General features: G+C 65.3%; 21 protein-coding genes. 11 read left to right on the top strand and 10 right to left on the bottom strand.

Features of this window, described 5'->3' with window-relative positions; all coding sequences use genetic code 11:
- Positions 1 to 3 precede the first annotated feature (3 nt).
- The 3 genes from gudD to garD all read left to right on the top strand — a co-directional run bounded on the left by gudD (position 4) and on the right by garD (position 4,498).
- The gene (gene gudD, locus AB7G19_RS14580; RefSeq protein ID WP_441267895.1) at positions 4 to 1,347 is read left to right on the top strand and encodes a glucarate dehydratase; all 1,344 of its coding nucleotides are present in this window, start codon (positions 4 to 6) and stop codon (positions 1,345 to 1,347) included.
- Positions 1,348 to 1,366: 19 nt separating this feature from the next.
- Positions 1,367 to 2,815, top strand: a complete 1,449-nt coding sequence (locus tag AB7G19_RS14575) for an aldehyde dehydrogenase family protein (protein WP_063982243.1) — start codon at positions 1,367 to 1,369, stop codon at positions 2,813 to 2,815.
- A 141-nt stretch (positions 2,816 to 2,956) separates the two neighbouring features.
- Positions 2,957 to 4,498 carry a galactarate dehydratase gene (garD, locus tag AB7G19_RS14570; protein WP_135214562.1) on the top strand — a complete coding sequence of 514 codons (1,542 nt, stop codon included), beginning with the start codon at positions 2,957 to 2,959 and terminating at the stop codon, positions 4,496 to 4,498.
- Positions 4,499 to 4,615: 117 nt separating this feature from the next.
- On the opposite strand, the gene AB7G19_RS14565 is transcribed toward garD, so the two are convergent.
- Genes AB7G19_RS14565 through AB7G19_RS14555 form a run of 3 tightly spaced genes read right to left on the bottom strand, consistent with a single transcriptional unit; the run spans position 4,616 to position 6,255 of the window.
- Complete coding sequence (locus AB7G19_RS14565) at positions 4,616 to 5,083, bottom strand: hypothetical protein (protein WP_354097378.1); 468 nt, start codon at positions 5,081 to 5,083, stop codon at positions 4,616 to 4,618.
- Positions 5,080 to 5,355 carry a hypothetical protein gene (locus AB7G19_RS14560; RefSeq protein ID WP_354097377.1) on the bottom strand — a complete coding sequence of 92 codons (276 nt, stop codon included), beginning with the start codon at positions 5,353 to 5,355 and terminating at the stop codon, positions 5,080 to 5,082. Before AB7G19_RS14560 ends, AB7G19_RS14565 begins: the two co-directional genes overlap by 4 nt.
- Positions 5,356 to 5,361: 6 nt before the next feature.
- Positions 5,362 to 6,255, bottom strand: a complete 894-nt coding sequence (locus tag AB7G19_RS14555; protein WP_354097376.1) for a MipA/OmpV family protein — start codon at positions 6,253 to 6,255, stop codon at positions 5,362 to 5,364.
- A 350-nt stretch (positions 6,256 to 6,605) separates the two neighbouring features.
- Here AB7G19_RS14555 and AB7G19_RS14550 point away from each other — a divergent pair, with 350 nt between their 5' ends.
- The 3 genes from AB7G19_RS14550 (at position 6,606) to AB7G19_RS14540 (ending at position 9,110) form a co-directional block, all read left to right on the top strand.
- Positions 6,606 to 7,286, top strand: coding sequence for a response regulator transcription factor (locus tag AB7G19_RS14550; protein WP_071912145.1), 681 nt, complete (start codon positions 6,606 to 6,608; stop codon positions 7,284 to 7,286).
- Positions 7,283 to 8,647 carry a sensor histidine kinase gene (locus tag AB7G19_RS14545; RefSeq protein ID WP_354130465.1) on the top strand — a complete coding sequence of 455 codons (1,365 nt, stop codon included), beginning with the start codon at positions 7,283 to 7,285 and terminating at the stop codon, positions 8,645 to 8,647. Before AB7G19_RS14550 ends, AB7G19_RS14545 begins: the two co-directional genes overlap by 4 nt.
- A 193-nt stretch (positions 8,648 to 8,840) precedes the next feature.
- Complete coding sequence (locus tag AB7G19_RS14540) at positions 8,841 to 9,110, top strand: hypothetical protein (RefSeq protein WP_283017063.1); 270 nt, start codon at positions 8,841 to 8,843, stop codon at positions 9,108 to 9,110.
- A gap of 48 nt (positions 9,111 to 9,158) precedes the next feature.
- Here the strand turns inward: AB7G19_RS14540 and AB7G19_RS14535 are convergent, their stop codons facing one another.
- Positions 9,159 to 9,467: a hypothetical protein gene (locus AB7G19_RS14535; protein ID WP_441267894.1), complete on the bottom strand. Its 309-nt coding sequence runs from the start codon at positions 9,465 to 9,467 to the stop codon at positions 9,159 to 9,161.
- Positions 9,468 to 9,475: 8 nt separating this feature from the next.
- Positions 9,476 to 10,468, bottom strand: coding sequence for an L-dopachrome tautomerase-related protein (locus AB7G19_RS14530; protein WP_441267893.1), 993 nt, complete (start codon positions 10,466 to 10,468; stop codon positions 9,476 to 9,478).
- Positions 10,469 to 10,507: 39 nt separating this feature from the next.
- Here AB7G19_RS14530 and AB7G19_RS14525 point away from each other — a divergent pair, with 39 nt between their 5' ends.
- The gene (locus AB7G19_RS14525) at positions 10,508 to 10,924 is read left to right on the top strand and encodes a winged helix-turn-helix transcriptional regulator (RefSeq protein ID WP_354131380.1); all 417 of its coding nucleotides are present in this window, start codon (positions 10,508 to 10,510) and stop codon (positions 10,922 to 10,924) included.
- 267 nt (positions 10,925 to 11,191) lie between these two features.
- Positions 11,192 to 13,456, top strand: coding sequence for a TonB-dependent siderophore receptor (locus tag AB7G19_RS14520; protein ID WP_354130467.1), 2,265 nt, complete (start codon positions 11,192 to 11,194; stop codon positions 13,454 to 13,456).
- Positions 13,457 to 13,465: 9 nt separating this feature from the next.
- On the opposite strand, the gene AB7G19_RS14515 is transcribed toward AB7G19_RS14520, so the two are convergent.
- Positions 13,466 to 13,822: a hypothetical protein gene (locus AB7G19_RS14515; RefSeq protein ID WP_028158285.1), complete on the bottom strand. Its 357-nt coding sequence runs from the start codon at positions 13,820 to 13,822 to the stop codon at positions 13,466 to 13,468.
- Between the two features lie 399 nt (positions 13,823 to 14,221).
- Here AB7G19_RS14515 and AB7G19_RS14510 point away from each other — a divergent pair, with 399 nt between their 5' ends.
- On the top strand, positions 14,222 to 15,322 hold the full coding sequence (locus AB7G19_RS14510) for a hypothetical protein (protein WP_283017066.1): 1,101 nt from the start codon (positions 14,222 to 14,224) through the stop codon (positions 15,320 to 15,322).
- 255 nt (positions 15,323 to 15,577) lie between these two features.
- Here the strand turns inward: AB7G19_RS14510 and AB7G19_RS14505 are convergent, their stop codons facing one another.
- The gene (locus AB7G19_RS14505) at positions 15,578 to 16,189 is read right to left on the bottom strand and encodes a DUF2147 domain-containing protein (protein ID WP_231142334.1); all 612 of its coding nucleotides are present in this window, start codon (positions 16,187 to 16,189) and stop codon (positions 15,578 to 15,580) included.
- A gap of 107 nt (positions 16,190 to 16,296) precedes the next feature.
- Positions 16,297 to 17,325 carry an NAD(P)/FAD-dependent oxidoreductase gene (locus AB7G19_RS14500; protein WP_354130468.1) on the bottom strand — a complete coding sequence of 343 codons (1,029 nt, stop codon included), beginning with the start codon at positions 17,323 to 17,325 and terminating at the stop codon, positions 16,297 to 16,299.
- 181 nt (positions 17,326 to 17,506) lie between these two features.
- Between AB7G19_RS14500 and AB7G19_RS14495 the strand changes: the two genes are divergently transcribed.
- Complete coding sequence (locus AB7G19_RS14495; protein WP_354130469.1) at positions 17,507 to 17,974, top strand: acyl-CoA thioesterase; 468 nt, start codon at positions 17,507 to 17,509, stop codon at positions 17,972 to 17,974.
- 15 nt (positions 17,975 to 17,989) lie between these two features.
- Here AB7G19_RS14495 and AB7G19_RS14490 read toward each other — a convergent pair whose 3' ends face one another.
- Together AB7G19_RS14490 and AB7G19_RS14485 are read right to left on the bottom strand one after the other, a co-directional pair.
- Entirely contained in the window at positions 17,990 to 18,310 is a 321-nt protein-coding gene (locus AB7G19_RS14490; protein ID WP_014493954.1) for a 2Fe-2S iron-sulfur cluster-binding protein, read from the bottom strand.
- 166 nt (positions 18,311 to 18,476) lie between these two features.
- A complete protein-coding gene (locus AB7G19_RS14485; protein WP_187388006.1) occupies positions 18,477 to 18,851 on the bottom strand; it encodes an Hpt domain-containing protein in 375 nt (124 codons plus the stop codon).
- Positions 18,852 to 19,246: 395 nt separating this feature from the next.
- On the opposite strand from AB7G19_RS14485, the gene AB7G19_RS14480 reads away from it, so the two are divergent.
- A complete protein-coding gene (locus tag AB7G19_RS14480; RefSeq protein ID WP_354130470.1) occupies positions 19,247 to 25,087 on the top strand; it encodes a negative regulator of septation ring formation in 5,841 nt (1,946 codons plus the stop codon).
- The last annotated feature ends 132 nt before the right edge of the window (positions 25,088 to 25,219 follow it).

Raw genomic sequence — 25,219 nt, 5'->3', positions numbered from 1 at the left:
GCGATGGCCCAGACTGAGGTCTCCGGCGCACCGGTCGTCACATCGATGCGGGTGATCCCGGTCGCGGGCCGCGACAGCATGCTCCTCAATCTGAGCGGCGCGCACGCGCCGTTCTTCACCCGCAACATCGTCATCCTCACCGACAATTCCGGACACACCGGCGTCGGCGAGGTACCGGGCGGGCAAAAGATCTGGCAGACGCTCCAGGATGCCCGCGATCTCGTGATCGGCAAGACCGTCGGCGCGATGAACAACATCCTTGCCGACGTCCGCACGGCGTTCGCCGACCGAGATGCCGGCGGCCGCGGCAAGCAGACGTTCGACCTGCGCGTGATGATCCATGCGGTCACGGCGATCGAGTCCGCACTGCTCGACCTGCTCGGCCAGCACCTCAACCTGCCCGTCGCCGCACTGCTCGGCGAAGGCCAGCAGCGCAAGAGCGTCGAGACGCTCGGCTATCTCTTCTTCGTCGGCGACCGGCGCAAGAGCAAGCTTGACTACGTCAGCGGCGAGACCGGCAAGCCCGAATGGTTCAACCTGCGCCACCAGGAGGCGATGACGCCGGAGACCGTGGTGCGGCTCGCGGAAGCCACCCACGACCATTATGGCTTCGCGGACTTCAAGCTCAAGGGCGGCGTGCTCCGCGGCGAGCAGGAGATCGAGGCCGTCACCGCCATCGCAAAGCGCTTCCCCAGCGCACGCGTCACGCTCGATCCCAACGGCGCATGGTCGCTCGACGAGGCGATCAGCCTCTGCAAGGGCATGCACGGCATCCTGGCCTATGCCGAGGATCCCTGCGGCGCCGAAGCCGGCTTCTCGGGTCGCGAGATCATGGCCGAGTTCCGCCGTGCCACGGGCCTGCCGACCGCGACCAACATGATCGCGACCGACTGGCGCCAGCTCTCCCATGCACTACGCTTGGGGGCGGTGGACATTCCGCTGGCCGACCCCCACTTCTGGACCATGCAGGGCTCGGTGCGCGTCGCCCAGACCTGCCGCGACAACGGCCTGACCTGGGGCTCGCACTCCAACAATCACTTTGACATTTCGCTCGCGATGTTCACCCATGTCGGCGCCGCCGCGCCCGGCAAGGTCACCGCGATCGATACCCACTGGATCTGGCAGGACGGCCAGGCGCTGACCAAGGAGCCGCTCCAGATCAAGGGCGGCAAGATCGCCGTGCCCGAGCGGCCGGGCCTCGGCATCGAAATCGACCGCCCGGCCATCGAAACCGCGCATGAGCTTTACAAGAAGCATGGACTCGGCGCCCGCGATGACGCTACTGCCATGCAGGACCTGATCCCCGGCTGGACCTTTGACGACAAGCGTCCTTGCCTCGTGCGTTAAGAAAATCTCGGAGGACTACATGACTGCGATCCTGAAGAACTTCATCGGCGGCGAATGGGTCGACGGCTCCGGCGTCACCAAGAACATCAACCCCTCCAACACCAACGACCTCGTCGGCGAGTACGCCAAGGCCGACAAGGCGCAGACCGAGAAGGCGATCGCGGCAGCCAAGGCCGCCTTCCCGGCCTGGGCGCAGTCGACGCCGCAGGTGCGCTATGACGCGCTGAACAAGATTTCTCTCGAAATCCTCGCCCGCAAGGAAGAGCTCGGCCGCCTGCTCGCCCGCGAGGAAGGCAAGACGCTCCCCGAGGGCATCGGCGAGGTCGCGCGCGCCGGCCAGATCTTTGCGTTCTTCGCCGGCGAAGCGCTGCGCCTAATCGGCGAGAAGGGCGCCTCCGTCCGTCCCGGCCTCGACGTCGAGCTCACCCGTGAGCCCGTCGGCGTCGTCGGCATGATCACGCCCTGGAATTTCCCGATCGCGATCCCCGCCTGGAAGATCGCGCCCGCGCTCTGCTACGGCAACACGGTGGTGTTCAAGCCGGCCGAGCTGGTGCCGGGCTCGGGACATGCGCTGTCCGAGATCATCACCCGCTCCGGCATTCCGGCCGGCGTGTTCAACCTCGTGGTCGGCTCCGGCTCCGTCGTCGGCCAGACCCTGCTCGACCATCCGGATGTGGCCGCGATCTCCTTCACCGGTTCGGTGCAGACCGGCCGCAAGATCGCGCAGGCCTGCGTGCTGTCGAACCCGATGAAGAAGTTCCAGCTCGAGATGGGCGGCAAGAATCCGCTGGTCGTGCTCGACGATGCCGACCTGAAGACCGCCGTCGAGGTCGCCGTCAACGGCGCCTATTTCTCGACCGGCCAGCGCTGCACCGCCTCCTCCCGCCTGATCGTCACCGAAGGCATCCACGATCGCTTCGTCGCGGCGGTGGCCGAGCGCCTGAAGGGCCTGTCGGTGGACGACGCGCTCAAGGCCGGCGTGCATATCGGCCCGGTGGTCGACCAGAGCCAGCTCGACCAGGATCTGCGCTACATCAAGATCGGCCAGGACGAAGGCGCAAAGCTCGCCTTCGGCGGCGAGCTGCTCAAGCGCGAGACGCCCGGCCATTACCTCCAGCCGGCGCTGTTCACCGAGGCCAACAACAATATGCGCATCGCGCGTGAGGAGATTTTTGGCCCCGTCGCCGCCGTCATCCGCGCCAAGAACTACGAGGAAGCGCTGGCGATCTCCAACGACACCGAGTTCGGCCTCGCCTCGGGCATCTGCACGAGCAGCCTGAAATACGCCTCGCACTACAAGCGCAACAGCGAGTCCGGCATGGTGATGGTCAATCTGCCGACCGCCGGCGTCGACTATCACGTGCCGTTCGGCGGCCGGAAGGGTTCAAGCTACGGCGCCCGCGAGCAGGGCTCCTATGCGCGCGAGTTCTATACCACGGTGAAGACCGCCTATACCTATCCGGGTTGATAGGACACGATCGTAGGGTGGGTTAGCCCGCGGCTGCGCAACGCGCGGTCCGCTGGCGTAACCCACCTCTTCTGCCTCCGCGGATGAAGACATTGGTGGGTTACGCTACGCTAACCCACCCTACACTTTCGGAGTCCTCCCATGGACCAGGACGTCGCAGCGAAAGAGCAGCCCCGCTACATCAAGCTCAACGAGCGCGACAATGTCGCGATCGTGGTCAATGATTTCGGGCTTCCCGCCGGCTCCCGCTTCGCCAGCGGGCTGACGCTGCGCGCCTTCGTGCCGCAGGGGCACAAGACGGCATTGGTCGATATCGCGCAAGATCAGCCGATTATCCGCTACGGCGAGGTGATCGGCCACGCGTTGTCGCCGATCCTGGCCGGCGAATGGGTCGACGAAGCGCGCATCCGCATGCCGGAGGCCCCTGCCCTCGACAAGCTGGAAATCTCGACCGCCGTCCCCGCGCCGCTGCCGCCGCTCGAAGGCTTCACCTTCGAAGGCTTTCGCAACACCGACGGCTCGGTCGGCACCAAGAACATCCTCGGCATCTCCTCCTCCGTGCAATGCGTCAAGGGCACGATGGAATACGCCGTGAAGCGCATCCGCGCCGAGCTGCTGCCGAAATACCCGAACGTCGACGACGTCGTGCCGCTGACGCACGCCTATGGCTGCGGCGTCGCCATCAATGCCCCCGATGCGGTCGTTCCGATCCGCACGCTGCAGAACATCGCGCAGAACCCGAATTTCGGCGGCGAGATCCTGGTCATCAGCCTCGGCTGCGAAAAGCTCGCGCCCGAGCGACTGGTGCCGGAGGGCGTCAGCGATGCCATCGTGCGCATGCAGGACGAAGCCTTCGACGGCTTTGGCGCCATCGTCGATGCGATCATGACCCAGGCCGAAGCCCGCCTGAAGATCCTCAACACCCGCACCCGTGAGACCTGCCCGGCCGCCGACCTCGTCATCGGCCTGCAATGCGGCGGCAGCGACGCCTTCTCCGGCGTCACCGCGAACCCCGCGCTGGGCTTTGCCGCGGACCTGCTGGTGCGTGCCGGCGCGACCGTGATGTTCTCCGAGGTCACCGAAGTCCGCGACGCGATCCAGCTCCTCACCCGCCGCGCCATCAACGAGGATGTCGGCCGCGCGCTGGTGCGCGAGATGGCCTGGTACGACTCTTATCTCGCCCGCGGCGGCGCCGATCGCAGCGCCAACACCACGCCCGGCAACAAGAAGGGCGGCCTCGCCAACATCGTCGAAAAGTCACTCGGCTCGATCGTCAAGTCCGGCTCGTCTGCCATCACCGGCGTGCTCTCGCCCGGCGAGAGGGCGACGCAGAAGGGCATGCTATTTGCGGCGACGCCCGCGTCCGACTTCATCTGCGGCACGCTCCAGCTCGCCTCCGGCATGACGCTGCAGGTGTTCACCACCGGCCGCGGCACACCCTACGGTCTTGCGGCTGCGCCTGTGATCAAGGTTGCGACCCGCACCGAGCTCGCGCGCCGCTGGAAGGACCTGATCGATTTCGATGCCGGCAGCATCGCCACCGGCGAGAAGACCATCGAGGAAACCGGCTGGGACCTGTTCCGCCTGATCCTCGATGTCGCCAGCGGCCGCACGAAGCCGTGGTCGGACCGTTGGGGCATCCACAACGACCTCACGCTGTTCAATCCGGCGCCGGTGACCTGAGCATGATCCGGAAAAGTGCAAAGCGGTTTTCCGAAAGATCATGCTCAAACAATAACCTAAAGCGCGATGACGATTCATACCAATCTCATCGCGCTTTAGAAGCCGGGCCAACCGGCCTCACTGACCGTCGATCAGGTGCATGTCGCCCAACGTGACGGGCAAGCTGCGCGTGATGAGATCCGTGATCGCCGCGCGTAGCCGTTCGCTCGTAGCGGGCCCCTCGAACGTCGCGTCGATCGGTCCGCTGGGTCCGGCGAGCCGCATGGTCCCCGTGTTGTCGAGCGGCGCGGCCGCCCGCTTCTCGATCACGTCGAACGACTTGCCGTCGATCACGCGCACCTCGTAGAGCGCGTGGATCAGGCCGTAATCCGCAAGCAGCGTCCGATATTGGGCGAGCCCGATGCCCTCGACGTTGCGGCCGTTGCCGAGCTTCGATCTGGCCCGGGTGATGACGATGTACGCATCCAACCCCTGGGGCGCGACATCGCTGCGAACCAGCTCCTTGAACGGATCGCTGCGCAGGAGATTGACGGGCGCAACCGCCGAATCCCTGATCGCGGCAAACGCGGCGCGTCGGTAGCTCACCGCCTGCACGCGAAAGCGCCGCCGAGCAGTTTCGTCGCCTGCTGGACGATCAGCTCGTCCAGACCCCAAGCGCTGATCGAGAGGCTTTGCCCGGCGTTGCCGAGCGCGATCAGGCCGGCTTGCGTCAGGCTCATCTCCTCGCCGATGGCCGAGACGATGCCGACGGTCTTGATTGCCTGGAGCCGAGTCGCGCGCGTCTCGAACGCCGCGGCCGCGCCGAGGGCGATGCAAGCGATCGCCAGGCCAACCCATAGAAAAGCAATGCGGCGCATGGTGACCTATCGAATCCTGAAATCGAATGAATAGGACGCACCGAGGCCGATCGTCGTCTGGTTCGACGATCCCCGCAGCTTCACGAGCGGGCTGTCTGCGGCGTCGCCCAGCAGCTTCTCGTACTCGACATAGGCATGGACTTCCCACTGCGGATTGATGCGATAGGAGATCTGGCCGCCGAAGCCGACCGAATGCGCACCGCCTCTGGCATCGTACATCGGCAGCCCGGACGCCACGGACTGCACGGCGTCGACGCCGAAATAGGGCGCAGTCGCCTTGGTGCTTTTCCAGGTGAAGCGCGGGCCGGCCGAGATCGTGAGCCTTTGGATCAGCGGCACGATGACGTCGGCGGAGACATCGGCGACCGTGCCGGTATTTCCGCCCATGCTCTGGCGCAATTCACTGCGCAGGCGCAGCCAGTCGACCGGGAAATATTCGACGAACCCGCCGAGCTCGTATGCGGCCTTGACGTCGCCAAGGCCGGTCAGCTCGGCATATTTATCGCTCCTGCGCGACGCGACGTATTTGAACGCAGGGCCCGCGCGAAAATTTCCGACGTCGAACAGCGCGATACTGGCGCTGTCGCGGGGCCCGCGAAACTGGTCGACCGATCCGGCACGGCGAATGGAGAAGATCGGGATCGGCATGAGCTTCCCGTTCTTCGATCCGACGAAATCCGGCGTGTACTCGCCGCCGATGCCGACCATGACGGTCCAGTTGCCGGAAGGTGACGGCAGCATCGGCACGTCGAACGGCGGGGCTGGCAACGTGAACCCCGTCTGCGCCGATGCCGACTGCGGGATCGCCAGGATTGCGCCGAACGCGGCGAGGAAGGCGGTCAGCAAGGTCTGCTGCGCTCTCGCCGCAGGATCGAGAGCAGCTTCGTCAAAATGCTTCATTTACAGGGCCCCGGACCGGCCTTGCTGGCCTGGTCGACTCGTGTAGTTAGGAGCCACAGCATGTGGTCCGGCAAAATTGCGCCAAGATTGCAAGGGGCAGACAGCGCCCCGATCCATTCGCGGCGCATGCCGGGCGCGCCGCCGGATCAATGTTGCCCGAACATTGCCGGGCCGCGCTCACGCTCGCAAACTTTGAGCGCTAGAGCCGGTCGGCGCCCGCGTTCCTGCCTTTTATTCGCCAAGCTCGCTGCCTTAATGGGAACCCTGCGCACGAGCCGGAACGCCAGACTTCGGCCAGGGAGCGTCACGCTCAGGGTTTTGTTGCCCCAGCAGAGTCAAGGACGACCCGCGTGCGCTCCCTCGTAATCGAAGACGAACCGCAGATCGGCGCCTATGTCAGCCGCCTGCTCGGACAATTGCACGGCATTGTCGACGTCGTCGGCTCGATTGCCGATGCCCGTCAGGCGCTGGACAATTTCAAATATGATCTCGCGATCATCGACCGGATGCTGCCCGATGGAGATGCGCTCCAGGTGGTGACGGCGCTGAGCCGATCGGCGGACCGTCCCGCGATCATCATGCTGACCTCCAAGGACGCCAAGGAGGATGTCGTCGACGGTCTCAATGGCGGCGCCGACGACTATCTCGGCAAGCCGTTCGAGCCGCAGGAGCTCATTGCGCGGGTGCGCGCCGTGTTGCGGCGGCCCCGGCAGCTCGCGCCCTCGGTGCTGTCGCTCGGCAATGTCGAGCTGCATCTCGGCAGCAACGAAGCGGTGGTCGCCGACACGAAAATCCTGCTGCGCCGGCGCGAGGCGCTGATCCTCGGAGCGCTCCTGATGCGCCGCGACCGCGTCATCACCCGCGCCGCCCTGATCGAGGAGATCTACGGCTTCGACGACGAGATCGAATCCAACACGCTCGAAGCGCAGGTCTCGCGCTTGCGGAAGAAACTGACCGAGCTCGGCGGCGATGTCGAGATCCGCAGCATGCGGGGCATCGGCTACATCCTGCGGCTGGCAACACCGCGATGACGTCGATTGCCCGAACGTTTGCGCTGTCGCTTGGCATCGCCGCGACGACGATCTTCCTGATCATGCTCGGTGTCTTCATCTGGCGCTACCCGATGGAGGAACGCGAGTTCAGGGCTTGCCGCGTTGTGGTCGCCGTTCTCGATCGCGCCACAGTGATCGAAGGGCAGAACCTGACGGTACGTCCGACTCCCGCCCTCGAGGAGCTCAGGACGGACAGCCCGAACCTCTGGTACGTCGTGTCCGCTGGCGATCTGGTCAGCGAATACGGTAGCGAACGCCGGCCCGCCCTCCCCTTCGCGTTTCCCTATCACGGGCCGATCGGCTCGTCCGTCTTCAGCACGCTCGACCAGAAGAGCACCTTCTGTCTCGCCGTCGCGCAACGGGGCCCGTTGCAGCTTACGATGATGGTCGGCGCCCCCCAGGTCCGCTTCGGCCGGATTGCCAGGAACTTCCTTGCCCGCAGCATTTTCGGGATCATCACGCTGGCGCTGGCCTTTGCGGCGACGGTTGCCATCGGCTCGATGCTGGCCGCACGTTTCGTCTCGCGCGGCATCGAACGGGTGGCGCATCGCGCGCTCGCGATCGACCCATCGGCCCCGCAGGGCCTGATATCCCTGTCCGAAGTCCCCACCGAGCTGAAGCCGCTGGTCGCAGCACTGAACCGCGCCTTCGGCGAGATCGACGCCTACATCAGGATGCAACGCCGCTTTCTCGGCAACGCCGCCCATCAGCTACGCACGCCGCTCACGCTGCTGCGCGCGAAAATCGAGGACGTGCCCGAGCCGGCGCTGAGGGCGGAATTGGTGCGCGACGTCCGCCGCCTGACGTCGCTGGTCTCCGCCATGCTCGACCTGGCGCGATTGCAAAATCATGCGATCGAGAAGCGACCGATTGATCTTGCCGAGATCACGCTGGACGTGCTCGCCGATTTCAGCCCCTCGGCGCTGGACGCCGGCATAGAGCTTGCGCTGGAACACGCCGAAGAAGGTCCGTTCCTGGTGCAAGGCGTCGACGCCGCGGTACGCAGTGCGCTTGCCAATCTCGTCGGCAACGCGCTCATCCACGCCCATGGTGCGCGGCGCATCGTTGCGACGGTTAGCCGCGGCGACATCTCGATCGACGATGACGGCGCGGGCCTGCCCGACGGTGCGGAGCACAGGCTGCTCGAGCCATTTCAGACCGGCAACAGCGCGGGCGACGGCGCCGGCCTCGGCCTGTCGATCGTCCGCGAGATCATGGCCGCGCACGGCGGAGAGCTGGTCATCTCCTCCGCGCCGGGCCGCGGCACGACGATGAGCTTGCGCTTTCCCGAGGCCACCGCGACGACCAGATCGCCGCACCTCGATCTGCAAACGGGCTGACGAGCCGCTTCTAGCCCTTTGGCGAAACCGTCCGGAAACATTGGCGTGGAAAACTTCTTCCGCGTTTCACGTCTGTCGCATCACGCAATCAAATAGATCCGCCGGCGGCGGTCGAATGTTCGCACACAAGCGAACCTGGCGTGGCATCGCCGCGACCAAACCTCCGATTGCCATCTTCCACGGAGATTTTCCAATGCGCGTTCTTTCAATATTTGCCGTTGCCGGCGCCATGATTGCGAGCTCGGCCGGTGCATTTGCCGGCGAGCTTCCCTCTTACGACGTGAAGTCGTTTCCGATTTCGACGACGCAAGTGCAGGTGCTCGGCGGCGCCGGGGTCGAGGAGCAGTCGTCTGCGCCCGCGATGATCGTCGCCGGCATGCCGGCCTCGCCCGCGCAAATGTCAGTGCTGTCGCCGCGCGTCAAGCGGCTGGCGAGCGCCAACGCCACGAGCGAAGAGCGCTGAGACAGTTTTCGACCCCGGCTGCCCTTGCCGGGGTCGTCGCTCCCGCCGTCAGCGTGAGATATAGCCTGCCGCGATCGGCTTGAACCGATAGATCAGATACGGCGTCTTGTTTTCGGCCTTGCCGCCATGGAACATGGCGGCTGCGGAGACCTGAGACGCGGACACGTACATGTACCCGTCGGGAGAGGCAGTAATCCCGTCCGGCCACACCATGTCCGGATCGCTCAAATAAGTGCGAAACTTCCGGTCGGCTCCTATGACTCCAATCGATTTGGTCTCGACCGCAGTCAGGTAGATGTTGCCCGCATAGTCGATCGACAGGCCGCCATTGTTCGGTTTGTCCGAGTAGCGTTCCACCCGCGCGCTCAGCTCTTCGGCGGGCAGCTTCTCGTTGCCGAGGTCGGTGGCCTTGATGCGGTACAGCGACCGGCCGCTGAGGGCGCGAAATAGACCCATTCGGACCTGGCATCCATCGTGATGCCGTCGCAGCCGACCTTAATGAGCGAAGGCTTGCCGTCCTTGCCAGGCACGGTCAGATCATTGCCATCCACGGTGATCGGCACATTTTCAGGGACGGTGGATCGATCGCCGTCCAGCACGCGCCGGGCGGCACCCGTATCCATGTCGATGACGATGATCGCAGCGTGAGAGCCATCGCCGCCGGGCCCGATGTTTTCGTCGGCGATGTAGAATTTCCGGTTCTTCTGGTCGATCACGATGTCCTGCGGCTGCGAGCCTTTCACGGTCACGGGCTCGGGCATGTAGTGGATGCGCTCCAGCCTGTTCGTGCGCGTGTTCCAGCCGACCAGCTTCGGCGTGATCTGCGTCCGGAATCCCATGTCGATGATCCACACGACACCGCTTTCGTCGGAACGAAGACCCAGGACGTTATCGAGGTACTGATCGGTGCCTTTTCGTGGCGTATTCCATTCCGCATTTGGAAACGGCTCGAACGTCGTCGGCGATGTCAGCCGCGCCACACGAACGTCGGGACTGAAGAATGGATGGTGACTGAAGATCAGCTGATTGTCCGGCGTAAACGCAATGTTGCCGACCGACTGAGGGAGCTTCGCAAAGACTTCCGCGTTGCCGCCTCCGTTCTCGGCACAGGCCGCGCCCGTGACGATTGCCGCCGACAGAAAAATGACAAGTCGAATTCCTCTCCTCACGCTTCGCACCGCTCCCTCCCTTTGTTTTCCACGGTTATTCCGGCGCGCGTGCGCCCGGTCCGCGCCGGCAACCGCCGCAGGATTTGAATGCAGAGACCCAAATGCGAGCCGAAGCGGCCGCTCGTTCACCGCCTCGCCGATATCGATCTTTGCGAGAGCCACGATGCGCGCTAATTTGCGGACTGACAATTACGCACAGGCCAGTCCTCTAGTATCACGGAGTGAACCATGCAGAAGCTCGGCAGCAAGACGTATGATTGTGCCGTGGGATGCCCCGTGGAGGCCACCCTCGATCTGATCGACGGCAAGTGGAAGGGCGTGATTCTCTACCACCTGCTCGACGATACGATTCGCCTCAACGAGCTCAAGCGGCGCCTGTCCCGGATCACGCAGCGCATGCTGACGCGCCAGCTCCGCGAGCTCGAGGCGGACGGCCTCATTCATCGCGAGATCTATGCGGAGGTCCCGCCGCGGGTCGAGTATTCCCTGACGGCGCTTGGGCGCTCGCTCGAACCGGTCGTTCGCATGCTCTGGACATGGGGCAATCAGTATCTCGCGACGGAAGCGGCTCGTGCCGGTGCGGTCAACGGCGCCGTTTCGCTCTCGCCGCGGGTCAGACGGAGCCTGCCGGCAGGTCGCGCGTAGGCGGGCCCCTGCGTATCCACGATGCCTTGCGGCGACTGCAAGTAAATCGCACACGTCGATCAAGACGGCGTGGGCCTACGCCGCGACGAGACACGATTCTCCATCCTCACATGAGGCCATCCGCGCGCCGCCATCAAGCGGCGCGCGCTCTACTTATATAAATACTAATTCCAAATCTGATGATTGAGGGACCATTGCGCCCCTCCCGCACTTCAAGCCATCGACTGCGCTTGTTAGTCGTCCGCCCCGCAAATGATGGGGTCGCGAATGACTACATATCTCAGAACGACGGCAGGATTGATCGGCGGCGCGCTGCCGCTGTTGGCAGGCCTGATGGATGCGGCGCCGGCCGAGGCGCAATCATCGTCGCAGGAATTGCCCGCCGTCGTGGTCGAGCAATCGTCGCGGCCGGCAGCGCGCACACGTCCGTCTCCCTCCCGTCAGGCCGCACAGGCGGCAAGCCGCCGTCGCCAGGCCGAGCGCGCACCATCGAACGCCGATACACAGGCGGCCGGCGCGAGCACGGGCGCGGAGACCGCGACAGGCCCCGTCCGCGGCTACGTCGCGACCCGCAGCGGCACCGGCACGAAGACCGATACGCCGCTGCGTGAGACACCGCAGTCGATCACCGTGGTCACCGCCGACCGCATCATCGACCAGGGCGCGACCACCGTTCAGGAGGCGCTGCGCTATGTCCCCGGCGTGTTCGCCGACGCCTACGGCGCGGACTCGCGCGGCGACTATCCGCGCATCCGCGGCCAGGACCCAAATATCTATCTCGACGGCACCCGCATGGTGAACACCAACAACTTCAACGAATGGCGGCCGGAGCCGTACACCCTTGAGCGCATCGAGGTCTTGCGCGGCCCCTCTTCCGTGCTCTACGGCGACACCTCGACCGCCGGCCTGTTGAACCTGATCTCGAAGCGCCCGCAGGCCGAATCCGCCAACGAGATCGGCGTGCAATATGGCAGCTTCAACCGTAAGCAGGTGCAGCTCGACTCCACGGGAAAGCTGACCAAGGACGGCGAGTGGCTCTATCGCTTCATCGGCGTATACCGCGACAGCAACACGCAGACCGATTACGTCAAGGACGGCCGCATCGTGCTCGCGCCATCACTGACCTGGCGGCCGACCAACAACACCAGCTGGACGGTGCTCGGCACCTATCAGAAGGACACCACGGGGTCCTCCACGGCCTTCCTGCCGCATGAGGGCACATTGTTTGCCGGCCCCAACGGCTACATTCCGGTGCGGCGCTTCGCCGGCGAGCCCGGCTTCGACCAGTACCAGACCGAGACCGGCGCGATCAGCAGCCTGTTCGAGCACAGCTTCAGCGACAGTCTGAAGATCCGGCAAAACCTGCGTTACGCCCATGTCGAGGGCATTTACCGGTCGACGTGGCCGGACCTGAACTTCGTCGATCCAAGCGATCCGAACTATCCATTTCTCGACGCCAGCCGACGCTCCGTGGCGCGCAGCGTATGGAGCCGCGAGACGGTCAAGGACAACCTGACCTCGGACAGCAATGCCGAGCTGAAATTGCACACCGGACCCGTCGCACACAAAGTGTTGTTCGGCACCGACTACCGCGAGTTCAGGGAGCACGCGCAATCAGGCTTCACCACAGACCCGACGCCGTTCGATCTCTACGCGCCGGTCTACCGCGGCGTACCCGCGCCGACGATGTCTCCCGAACCGGATCTGCGCCAGACCCAGCTCGGTATTTACGCTCAGGACCAGTTGCGCCTCGGACCGTGGCTCGCCGTGCTTGGGCTGCGCCACGACTACGTCACCAGTAACACGCAGGCCTCGCCGGTCGAAAACTACCAGGCGACCACCGGCCGCGCCGCGCTGATGTACGAGCTGCCATTCGGCGTCACGCCTTACGTGACCTATGCGCGGTCGTTCAACCCGGTGTTCGGCAGCGGCGTCTGCGCCACGGTGTGCGCGCCGCAGCGCGGCGAGATGGTGGAGCTCGGCTTCAAGTACAATCCGACACCGGGCAATGCGATCAACGGCGCGATCTTCGACACCACCGAACGGAATCGGCTGGCCAGCGACCCCGATGATGACCGCTTCTCGATCCAGACCGGGAAGGTGCGCATCCGCGGCGCCGAGCTCGAGGTGCTGGCGCGCGTCACGCCGGAGCTCGACCTGATCGGCGCCTATACCTATCTCGATGCCCGCGTGGAAAGCGGCGACAATTCCGGCAAGCATGTCGAGACCGTGCCGGATCACCAGGCCTCGCTCTGGGCGAAGTACCGTCTGTCCCTGCTCGGCCTGCCCGGCGTCACGCTCGGCGGCGGCGTGCGCTACATCGGCACCTCCTGGGACGGCACCGACACCCTCCGCACACCCGACTATACGCTGTTCGACGCCATGGTTCGTTACGAGACCGGTTCCTGGCGGCTTCAGGTCAATGCCAGCAATCTCTTCGACAAGCGTCACCTCACCACGTGCCTGGCGCGCGGCGACTGCTTTCTCGGAATCGGCCGCACGGTGCTCGGCAGCGTGACGTACAAATTCTAGCCACGACCGCTACGTCATGCTGCCGGGCATGAAGCAGCGCACGCGCGGATGGCCGTCGACATAGTGCTTCCACACCATGGTTCGACCGATCTTGTTCGGCTCGGTGATCACGGCACCGTCGGGCACGACGACCCATTCGTCGTCGATGCGCACGCGGTAGTGGCCGCGATCGGATTCCCAGTCGACGTCGGCTATGACGTAGCCGTCGGCATCCGAGCAGCATTGCCCGTATTGGCTGTGCAGGCTCTCGAACCAGGGTTTTAGCGGCGAGTTGGCATAGCGGCCGTCGTCGCGCGCCAGCGCCGAGGTCGCAAGCAGCGCCATCGGCCCCAGCAGCGCCGCCGCACATAGTCTGGCAAGTCGCATATCGTCTCCGCGGATCGCAATCAGCGCCGCGAGGGACAGACACCGCCGTCCGCCTTCCGCACGGTCGCGGCAGGCGTGGAGACGGCGACTCGCTCCCCAGCGGCTTTGCGACAGCTATGCAAATCCGGCGCCAGCGCGCATTCCGGGGAACTACGGCCGCACGGCGTTGCCCCGGCCGGCGCGCACGTCCTGCATGTCCAACGCGTCGGCAATTTGCCGCAGCTGTTTTGGAGGCTTTCCTTGTTCCGCGAGGACGTGTACGAAACGGCCGCGGACGCGGGCCGCATCTTTTAATCAACTGTTTCAATTAGAGAAATCAGGTGTTGGCGTGACTGGCATTGGACCGTCAGCGCTATGAGTTCGAGAGAGTTGCTTCCTGGCCAGCAGGATTCGACCGACTTGCCCGCAAGCGAAGTGCAGTTTGCGCTCGTGATTTCGCGCATGCTCGAGACGGTGAAGGACGACGCGGACGCCAGGCGGCAGATGGTCTACGACCTTGCCCGCTACAAGCTCCAGGAGCAGTTCACCTACGCCGACGCCAGGAACATCGACCAGATGAAGCGGGCGCTCGAGGTCGCAATCGAGGAGGTCGAAAAATTCTCGCGCGACCAGGCGCCGCTGGAGCGCTTGCCGTCACAACAGCTCACGTCGTCAAAGGCGACCGAGACAGGCGGTCTCCTGGTGTCCGGCGACGCGACCGTTTTGCGATCGAGGATCGAGATATCCCGCAGCAAGCTGCCTGCGATCTCGGGCCCGCTTCTACCGGTGATCAAGCGTACGGCGGCCATCCTGCTTGCCGTTGGCGCAGTCATCCTGATCGTCTCGCAGCGAGACAACATCGCCGCGCTGCGCCGGCAGATTTCGTCCCAGGCTCAGGAGATCGCGCAGGTATCGCCCAAGCCGGAGACGACGATCACGGTCGCCAAACCGGAAATGATCACCCCCGCCCCGCCTCCCCCGACGCGCGTATTGCCAACCGACTACGGCATCTACGCATTGATCGACGACAAATCGCTGGCGGAATTGAATGCGACCGGCGTGATGGCGCCGGACATGCGCATCGCGATTTCACCGGAGTTCAAGAAGCCCGATCGCCCGCATCTGCCGAACGGCCGCGTCAAATTCATCGTGTTTCGGCGGGACGCCGCGAACGTGATCCCCGAGCGCGTCGAGGTTCGGGTCGTCGCGAAGATCGCCAGGGAGTTTTCGACCGACGCTGCAGGCAAAAATCTGGGCGGCGGAGAAGATGTCGGGGTGATCCGAAACTTCTCCTATCCGTTCCGGGTGTCGCCGATCCCGGGGAAGCCCGAGATGTACGAGCTTCACACCGGCGATTCAGGGCTCGAGCTTGCGCCGGGACATTACGTCCTGAGCCTGGGACCGCAGGCCTATTATTTCCAGGTCGACGGCGAGATCACCGATCCCCGGCAATGCCTCGAGCGGGTCGTCGCCGGCAACGGCACGTTCTACGCACCTTGCAAGAAGGCACGGACGTATTGACGGTCGTCAAGACCGTCGCTGCTGAGGCAGGCCCGAGCCACACACTCAACTGTCATCGCCCGACTTGATCGGGCGATCCAGTATTCCAGAGACAGCGCGAGGATACGGAGGGGCCGCGACTCCCCGCTTGCCGCCTACGCTGAAGCTTCGGCGCCCCTGGACTGAAGCCCCGGCGAAGCCTTGGCGTAGCCGGGTCGCGGGAATGACAGCCGCATGTGAGGCAATGGTCGAGACGACAGCGGACGCGCAGAGAACCTACTGCTTCGGCGCCGGCGCCATCATCGCGCCGCCCTTCTTCGCCGCGGGCGCGGGCGCCGGCTTCGTCGTCGCGGCGGTCGCCTGTGCCGGAAGATATTTGGCGACGATGGCAGGATCGACCTGGGCGATGTAGGCGTCGGGAAGACGCTTCCAGGTCTCGTCCTTGCCGAACAGGGAAATGCCGAGGAAGCCGCGCATGGTCAGGGTCTGGCCATCCGGGCTGACCGACATCTTGGCCTTCCAGATGTTGCCGTCGCGTGGATTGACCACGTTGCCGCCGTCATACTTCAAGCCGTCGCGCTTCATGTCGCGGATGAAGGAGAGCCCGAGCACCGGCGCGTTCTTGCGATCATCCGTGCATTTCGCACAGACCTCATTCGGGTCGTCGCCGGGGCGCGGAAAGGTTTTTGCGATCACGCCTTCGAAGACGCCGTTGTGGTCGACGAACAGAAACCATCCCACCGTCTTGCCGTCCTCGATCTTCTGCCAAAGACCCGCGGCGGTTGGCTGCTGCGCCTGTGCGGCAGCCGGTTTCACCGCGCCTGGCGTCAAAGCAAGAGCGAGCGCGAGGAGCGACAGCAGCCGAGAGCTGGAAAAGAGAGTCCGCATTATGATCACCTTGCTAAGCCGCCACTGCAATGGCCGCAGACTACGGCGATTTCGCGAACGGTTCCAGCACCAGAAACATGGGGCATTGCCTGCCGAACCCGGTGCCGTCAGTTGACACCGAGCTTCTTTTGCAGACTGGAGGACGAGGTCGTGTACTGGAACACGAGCCGCTTCTCCGGATAGACGTAGCGATGGGCTTTTTGCGCCATCAGCGCGCCCTCGTGGAAGCCGCACAGGATCAGCTTGAGCTTGCCGGGATAGGTGTTGATGTCGCCGATGGCGAAGATGCCGGATACGTTGGTCTCGAACGCGGACGTCTCGACCGGCACCAGATTGTTCTCCAGCGCGATGCCCCAGTTCGCGACCGGACCGAGCTTCATGGTCAGCCCGAAGAACGGCAGCATGGTGTCGCAGGAAATTTCGCTCACGCTGTTGTCGTTGCCCTTGACGGTGGCGCCGGTCAGCTTGCCCTCGGTGCCGGAGAGCGCGGTGACCTGCCCGAGCCGCAGATCCATCTTTCCGTCGGCCACCAGCGCGCGCATCTGCTCGACGCTGTGGGGCGCGGCGCGAAAATCGTCGCGCCGGTGCAGCAGCGTGATGCGCTTGGCGAGCGGATGCAGATTGAGCGTCCAGTCGAGCGCGGAATCGCCGCCGCCGACGATCAGAACGCTCTTGTCGCGGAACGTCTCCATCTTGCGCACGGCGTAGTGCACCGAGGTGCCTTCATAGGCCTCGATGCCCGGCACCGGCGGGCGCTTGGGCTGGAACGAGCCGCCGCCGGCCGCGATCACCACCACCTTGCATTCGAACACCTTGCCCGCGTCGGTGGTGCAGCGAAACAGGGGATCGCCGATCTTCTCCACCGTCTCCACCATCTCGCCGAGATGGAAGGTCGGATGGAACGGCTTGATCTGCTCCATCAGCGCGTGGGTGAGGCCCTGCCCCGAAACGTGCGGAATGCCGGGAATGTCGTAGATCGGCTTTTCCGGATAGAGCTCGGCGCACTGGCCGCCGACCTTGTCGAGGATGTCGATGAAATGCGCCTTCATGTCGAGAAGGCCAAGCTCGAAGGCGGCGAACAGACCACAGGGGCCGGCGCCAATAATCAGCACATCGGTTTTGATCACGTCGCTCATGTCGTCTCTTTATCGATCGTTATCGGTTGGACGCCGCCCGGGGGCAGAAGTGACCCTCCCTGTCTAGCCAACGGGGATGGATCAGGGAAGGCATAAAAGCGGGAGCACCCCGCAGCCGCGCCCACTTGCCGGGTCAGGATAACTGGGCTGTAACGGGATGCGATATGACGGAGATCAATCGGTGAACGCACCAAGCCGCCTCGATACGACGCCGCGCCTGGAGGACTATCCCTATCGTCTCGGCGACAATGTCCGCTTCGGCGATCTCGATCCGAACCAGCACGTCAACAACGCGGTCTACGCCACTTATTTCGAGACCGGCCGTGTCACGCTGATGAAGAGCCCGGAATACGGGCTGACGCCGTCGGGCCTCGCCTGGATCATGGTGCGGCTCGACATCCATTTCCGCGCCGAGCTGCACTGGCCGAACAAGATCGAGCTCGGCCTCGGCGTGGTCAAGCTGGGACGGACGTCGGTGACCTTCGAACAGGTGGTGTTTTCGGAAGGAAAGTGCATCGCATCGGCGATGTCGGTCGGCGTCATGCTCGACGAGGCCACGCGGCGGCCCGCACCGCTCACCGCTGAGATCATCGAGAAGCTCAGGCCCTGGCACAAGCGCGGTATCGAGGTCGCGCCGCCGAGCATCTAATATAGTGAGGGACGATCAGGCCTGCCGTTCCGGCGTCGCCACGACGAGCCCGTCGAGTTCGTCGGAGACCTTGATCTGGCAGGACAGCCGCGAGTTCGGGCGCACGTCGAAACCGAAATCGAGCATATCTTCTTCCATGGGCGTCGGGCTGCCGACCTTCTCGCGCCAGGCTTCGTCGACATAGACATGGCAGGTTGCGCAGGCACAGGCGCCGCCGCATTCGGCCTCGATGCCGGGAATGCTGTTGCGGATGGCGGCTTCCATCACGGTCGCGCCGTTCTCGACTTCCACCGTACGGGTTTCGCCCTTGTGGTCGACAAAGTTAATCTTGGCCATGTGTGCTCGTGCTGCCGCGATGTTGCGAATGAAGGAGGGTCCGGGCTGTCCTATAACGGGTCGATCCGCCCGGCGCCATAGGGTTTTGAAGCGACGTGAATCCCGCTTCGCGGGAAGAAAACGCGTCAAAACAAAAGACTAGAGCGCGGTTTCTCGCCCTGTCGCCCTAGGGCTTCAGGATCGCCTCGATGGCGGCGCGAGCCTCGGTCACCGCCTCTTTCAACGCGGCGAAGGCGTGGGGCTGGCCATGGCCGGTCCGGACCGCGGTCTCCAGGCTGGCCGCGGCATCGGCCACCGCAAAGGCGCCGATTCCGCGCGCGGAGCCCTCGAGCTTGTGGGCGAGTGTGCCGGCCTCGGCCGGCAGTGCTGCCATCGCCGCAACCAGGCGAACCGCCTGCTCGGCGAACATCGCGAGCACTTCCTGTTCCAGCTCAGTGTCCCCGAGCGTCATGCGCGAGAGGTGATCGAGGTCGAGCGGGCTGTCGATGGGTGCAAGCGGGGGCGAAGGCATCCAGTCCATCCGTTGCAGTTCAGGCGTCATGGCGCAGACCCCGGCATCGCGCGATGTCCGCCGATCCGGCGGTCAAGTTTCCCCACCGAAGCATGGAAATGGTTAACGAAGTGTTTGGGCCGTTTTACGCAAATCCGCCCGTTTATTGACGAAAAGTTGCCGCAATCCGGCGAGTCCGGTGGAGAATTCCATTTATTGCTAAGGCGTTACGGCGCTATCCTGTTAACGATGATTAAGATTGTCTTAATCCCGGGCATTTCATTCGCGACGCTCTGCCAATAGGATGTTGGGAGAAATTAGCGGACAAGCCGTCCGGGTGGGGACGGCTGGGAATCCGCGTAAGCGGCATGATCCGGTCTGTGGGCTTGCGTAGCGCGCTGGGCTCGCGGGAGGACGCGTACAAGTAACGAGGGCTCGGACTGAACATGGCGAACACTCCGAAAAAGGTCAAAGACCCCACAGAAGTTGCGCTTTCTGCGATCCAGGAAGCCCTGAACATCAGCGACACGGCCGCGGACACCAGCCGCAACGCCTCGATGCGCAACGAAACGTCGGCTCCGGTGGGGCCGCCGGCTCCCCCGATCTTCGACGAGCCGACCTTCGAGCCGCGTCCTGCCGCCAACGAGCGCACCACCGTGTTCGATACGATCGAGGAGCCGCGCACCTCGCGCCGCGCCGCCAACGATGACCGCGAGACCATCGGTCAGTTGCTCCAGGCGCTTCAGAAGGGCCGCCCTGCCCGCAGCGTCTACACCTTCGCCACCATCTTCGCCGGCGTCTGGCTCGCAGCCTGCGCCGCGCTCACCGTCGGCTTCCTGCCCTCGATCCAGGCCGCCATGGGCCAGAGCGGCGGCGTGCTCGTCATCGCCGGCCTGATCGCGATGTTCTTCGCGCCGATCATGCTGTTCTACTTCCTGGCGAGCCTGGTCTGGCGCGGCCAGGAAATGCGCATGATCGCGCAGGCGATGGCGCAGGTCGCGATCCGCTTCTCCGAGCCCGAGGGCTCGGCGTCCGATTCCATGGTGACCGTCGGCCAGGCCATCCGCCGCGAGGTCGCGGCGATGGGCGACGGCATCGAACGCGCCATCGCGCGCGCCGGCGAGCTCGAGACGCTGGTCGCCAACGAGGTTGCGGCGCTCGAACGCGCCTATTCCGACAACGAAGTGCGCATCCGCTCCCTGCTCCAGGACATCGCGCACCAGCGCGACAATCTGGTCGGCCAGGCCGAGCAGGTCCGCAGCGCCATCTCCGGCGTGCAGATCGATCTGCGCCACGACATCGCGCTGATCTCGGACGCGATCGCCTCGCGCGTCGACGAGGTCGCCAAGAGCATCACCGGCGCGCTGGAAGAGCGCGGCGCCCACATCACCGGCGCCCTGAGCAACGCCGGCGACAACATGATCCTCGCGCTCGGCGAGCGCGGCGGCGACCTGCTCGACCGCCTCGAGGAGGCCAGCAACGAGACCACGCGCGCCGTGCTCGACGCCAGCGAGCGGCTGACCACCAGCCTCAACTTCAAGACCGGCCACGTCCACGACGAGTTCGTCGACCTCGCCGACCGCGTCCACGAGATGCTGAACGAGCGTATCGACCGCATCACCGGCGAGTTCGAGCAGCGCTCCGCCGCCATCGTCGACGGCATCTCCGAGCGCACCGAGCAGGTGCACGACAGCCTGAAGAATTCGTCGGACTCGCTGCTGCTCGAGCTCGAGCTGCGCTCCAACGACCTCTCCGCCAAGATCGACGATGCCGGCAACCGGCTCGCCGGCCACATCATGACCTCCGGCGACAAGGCGAGCGAGGCGCTCGACGCCACCGTCAACACCCTCGTCGCCAAGGTCGTCAGCCAGACCGAGACCGCGCACGACTCGCTGTCGCTGCAGATGAGCGCGTTCGACGAGCTGGTGAAGAACCAGGGCACCGAGCTGGTCGAGAGGTTCGCCCGCGACTCCGGCACGCTCGGCGCGCTGATCACCCGCCACATCTCCGAGTTCGACCGCACCGTGAAGACGTTCGGCGGTGATATCGTCGATCGCATGGGCCAGCGCACCCAGGACATCGCCGAGAGCCTGAAGACCTATGTCGACAATTTCGATACCCGCTTCACCTCGAACGGCGGGGCGATCACGGCCGTGCTCGACCAGCGCCTGGTGCAGTTCGAGACCACGGTCGGCGAACGTGTCACCAACCTCGACGCCTCGCTGAACGACAAGATCGTCAGCCTCGACGGCACGATCGAAGGCCACATCAAGACTTTCGACGACCAGCTCGTCGGCCGCGTCGCCGCGCTCGAGCAGTCGTTCGACACCCGCGCCAAGTCGGTGACCGAAACCATCGACGGACGCCTCAACACCCTCGCCTCGTCGCTGACCGACGGTGCCGCGCAGGCGATCCAGTCGATCGACTCCCGCCTCACCCACCTCACGACGTCGCTCACTGACGGCGCATCGCAGGCCATCGAGACGATCGATACGCGCCTCAACTATCTCGCGACCTCGCTCACCGATGGCGCATCGCAGACCATCCAGTCGATCGATACGCGGCTGACGCACCTCACGACGACGCTCTCGGGCGGCGCCTCGCAGGCGCTCGAATCCATCGACACGCGCCTCACCTACCTGACGACTGCGGTGACGAACGGCGCCTCGCAGGCCGTGCAGTCGATCGACACGCGCCTCACCCTCCTGACCTCGACGCTCACCGACGGCACCGCGCAGGCGATCGAGGCGGTCGACCGCCGCATCACCGGCGTCGCCGAGATGATCGACGGCCGCAGCACGCACCTGACCGACACGGTCACGGCGCGCTTCCAGGACATCCACCAGGCCATCGAGACCAAGGTCGGCTCGGTCGCCAGCGACATCGACGTGCGCGTGGCGCAGTTCGAGGACCTGCTCGGCTCGCGTGTCGAAGCCGTCGCCGGCCGCATCGAAAGCAGTGGCCGTCAGGCCAGCGAGGACATGATGTCCCGCGCCGAGATGATCTCGACCGCGATCCGCTCGCATGTCGAGGACGCCGAGCGCTCGCTCACCAACCTCGTCGTCAACACCAGCGAAACGATCCAGACCGGTGCGCGCACCGCGCAGCAGTCGCTGATGACGGTCTCCTCCGACGTCAACGCCCAGCTCAAGATGACCTCCACCGAGGTCGAGCGCGCGCTGACCGCGGTCGGCACCGGTGCTGCGAACTCGATCCTGAGCAGCGCCCGCGAGGCTCAGTCGACCCTGGTCGCGGCCTCGGGCGATGCCTCCAACCAGATCAAGGGGCTCGCGGTCGACGTCGAACGCACGCTATCGGCGGCTGGTTCTGCCACCGCAGCCTCGATCCTGGCCGGCGCCCGCGAGGTGCAGACCACGCTCGTCACGGCGTCTTCGGACGCGGCCAACCACGTCAAGACGCTCACCGCCGACGTGCAGCGTTCGCTGTCGCTGGCCGGCGCCACCACGGCGGAATCGATCACCGTCGGCGCCCGCGATGCGCAGAGCGCGCTGATCGCGGCCTCGACCGAGACCGCCAACCAGATCAAGGCGCTGTCCTCGGACGTGCAGCGCTCGCTCTCGATGGCCGGCACCTCGACGGCCGAGATCATCATGACCGGCGCCCGCGAAGCCCAGACCACGCTCGTCAATGCGTCCTCGGATGCGGCGAGCCAGGTCAAGTCGCTCGCGGTCGACGTGCAGCGCTCGCTCTCGATGGCCGGCACCTCGACGGCCGAGACCATCATGACCGGCGCCCGCGAAGCCCAGACCACGCTCGTCAACGCGTCCTCGGATGCGGCGACCCAGGTCAAGTCGCTCGCGGTCGAAGTGCATCGGTCGCTCTCGCAGGTCGGCCAGTCGACCGCCGAGACGATCACGACCAGCGCCCGCGACGCCCAGAGCACCCTGCTCTCCGTCTCGGCCGAACAGACCAGCCAGGTCCGTTCACTGGCGGCCGAGATGCAGCGCGCGCTGGCGACCGCCGGCGGCGCCACCATCGAGGCGCTCACCAGCGGCGTGCGTGAGGCCCAGGGCGCGCTGATCACCGCCTCGACGGACGCGGCAAGCCAGATCAAGTCGCTGACCACGGACATCGAGCGCACGCTGACCTCGGTCGGCGCCGACACAGCCTCGACCATCCTCAACAGCGCGCGTGAGGCCCAGACTTCCCTGACTTCGACGTCGGCGGATGCCGCAAGCCAGATCCGCACGATCTCGACCGAGATCGAGCGCGCATTGAGCACGGCCACGACCAACGCCACCAACGACATCCAGACCAGCGCGCTCAACGCCCAGAACGCGCTGATCAACGCCTCCAACGAGGCAAGCTCGCGCGTCAAGTCGAGCTCGGCCGACATCGAGCGTTCGGTGCTCGCCGCCAGCAGCAGCTTCGGCCAGGCCATGACCGGCAAGACCGACGAGATCGTCACCTACGTGCAGCAGCAGGCCGACCGTCTGTCGAACATGATCGACTCCAAGCGCGGCGCGCTGGTCGATGCGATCGGCTCGAAGACCAGCCAGCTCACGCTCGACATCGACCGCGTCACCTCGGATGCGCTGAAGTCGATCGAGACTCGCGGCCATGCGTTCTCGCAGACGATGATGGGCAACGGCTCCGAAGTCGCCCGCACCATCAACGCGGCGAGCGAGATGGCCACCGGCGCGGTCGGCAAGTCGCTCAAAGACCTCGAACAGGCCTCCCGCTCGGCGATCGACCAGTCGCGCCAGGTCTCGATCGCAGCGGTCACCGAGATGCAGGAGACCAGCAAGATCCTGCGCACCGACACGGTGGCCCTGTTCGAGCGTCTGCGCGAAGGCAACATCCTGCTCCAGGAGGTGCTGACCGGTGCGCACGACAACCTCAACTCGCTCGAGCGGGCGCTGGTGACGCGCGTCGCCGACTTCGTCTCGGCGATGAACGACGTCACCTCGCGCAACGGCGCTGCGACGCAGAACCTGGAAGACCAGCTCAACGTCTTCAATACGAAGACCACGCGGGCGCTGCAGGACCTCGGCGAGCTGTCGACCCAGTTCGACGCGCACGGCAAGGCGCTGGTCGAAGCCGCGCAGGTGGTCGAGGTGAGCAACAAGAACACCACCGCTTCCCTCGCCGAACGCAAGCAGGCGCTGGAATCGCTGGTCACGACCATCGACCTGCGTACGGCCGATCTCGACCAGCGTCTGTCGCGCTTCACCGGCCTGCTCGATGAATCGCTGGCCGCCGCCGAAGAGCGTGCCCGCGACATCGCCCGCGTCGTCGCGGAGACCGCCGGCGCAGGTTCCGCCGCGATCACCCGCCAGTTCGAGGCGGTGCGCGTGGCGTCCGAGGAGGAGCACCGCCAGACCATCGAGGCCATGCACGACATCTACCGCCAGACCACGGACGAGGCGGATACGATGTTCAAGCAGTCGACCGAGAAGTTCACCAACCTCGTCTCCAGCATGAAGCAGATGGCGTTCGAGATGCACAACGAGCTCGAAGCCACCCGCAACGAGCTGCGCCGCGGCGTGCTCGAGATGCCGCAGGAGGCCGCCGAGAGCACTGCGCAGATGCGCAAGGTGATCGTCGACCAGATCGAGGCCCTCGCCGAGCTCAACCGCATCGTGGCCCAGCATGGCCGTGGCCTCGACGTCTCCACGACGGGCCGCGCCAGCGCGCAGCGCCAGGAAGAGCCGTTGCTGGCAGCCGTCGGCACGCGCAACACCGAGACCCGCGGCCGCGACACCGGCAGCGCCTCGACGCTGCCGCCGCCGGACCTCGGCATGCCCGCCTCCTCGCGCCGCACCGAAGCGCCGCCGGTCGCGCCCGCAGGCAACGACCAGGGCCGCGACGGCTGGCTGTCGGACCTCCTGAACCGCACGGACGCCAACCAGGGCGCTCCGACCGGACGTGAGGCCCCGCGTGGCCGCGCGGCACCCGCGCCGCAGCCGCAGGCTCCGCAGGGTGGCAGCAATCCGCTGGAGTCGCTGTCGCTCGACATCGGCCGCCTGATGGACCGCAACCTCGCCGCCGAGATGTGGGACCGCTACCAGCGCGGCGAGAACAAGGCGTTCACCAAGCGCCTCTACACGCCCGCCGGCCAGAAGGCCTTTGACGAGGTCGCCCGCAAGTACCGCGCCGACCGCAACTTCAAGGGCACGGTCGACCGCTACGTCGCCGAGTTCGAGCGTCTGCTCGACGAAGTCGCCCGCGACGGCCGTGGTCCGCAGGAGCTGCGCAGCCACCTGACCTCGGAGACGGGCCTGGTCTACACGCTGCTCGCGCATGCAGCGGGCCGGCTCGGGTGATCAGCCCATAGCGACAACGAATAGCGAATGAGAACGGAGGCCTCACGGCCTCCGTTTTCGTTTGAGCTCGTCATTGCGAGGAGCTCTTGCGACGAAGCAATCCAGACTGCTTCCTCGGAGACGATCTGGATT

Source organism: Bradyrhizobium sp. 215_C5_N1_1 (assembly GCF_052075935.1).
In the GTDB taxonomy this organism is placed as follows: Bacteria; Pseudomonadota; Alphaproteobacteria; order Rhizobiales; family Xanthobacteraceae; genus Bradyrhizobium; species Bradyrhizobium barranii.
This window is presented reverse-complemented; position numbering and strand designations above follow the sequence as displayed.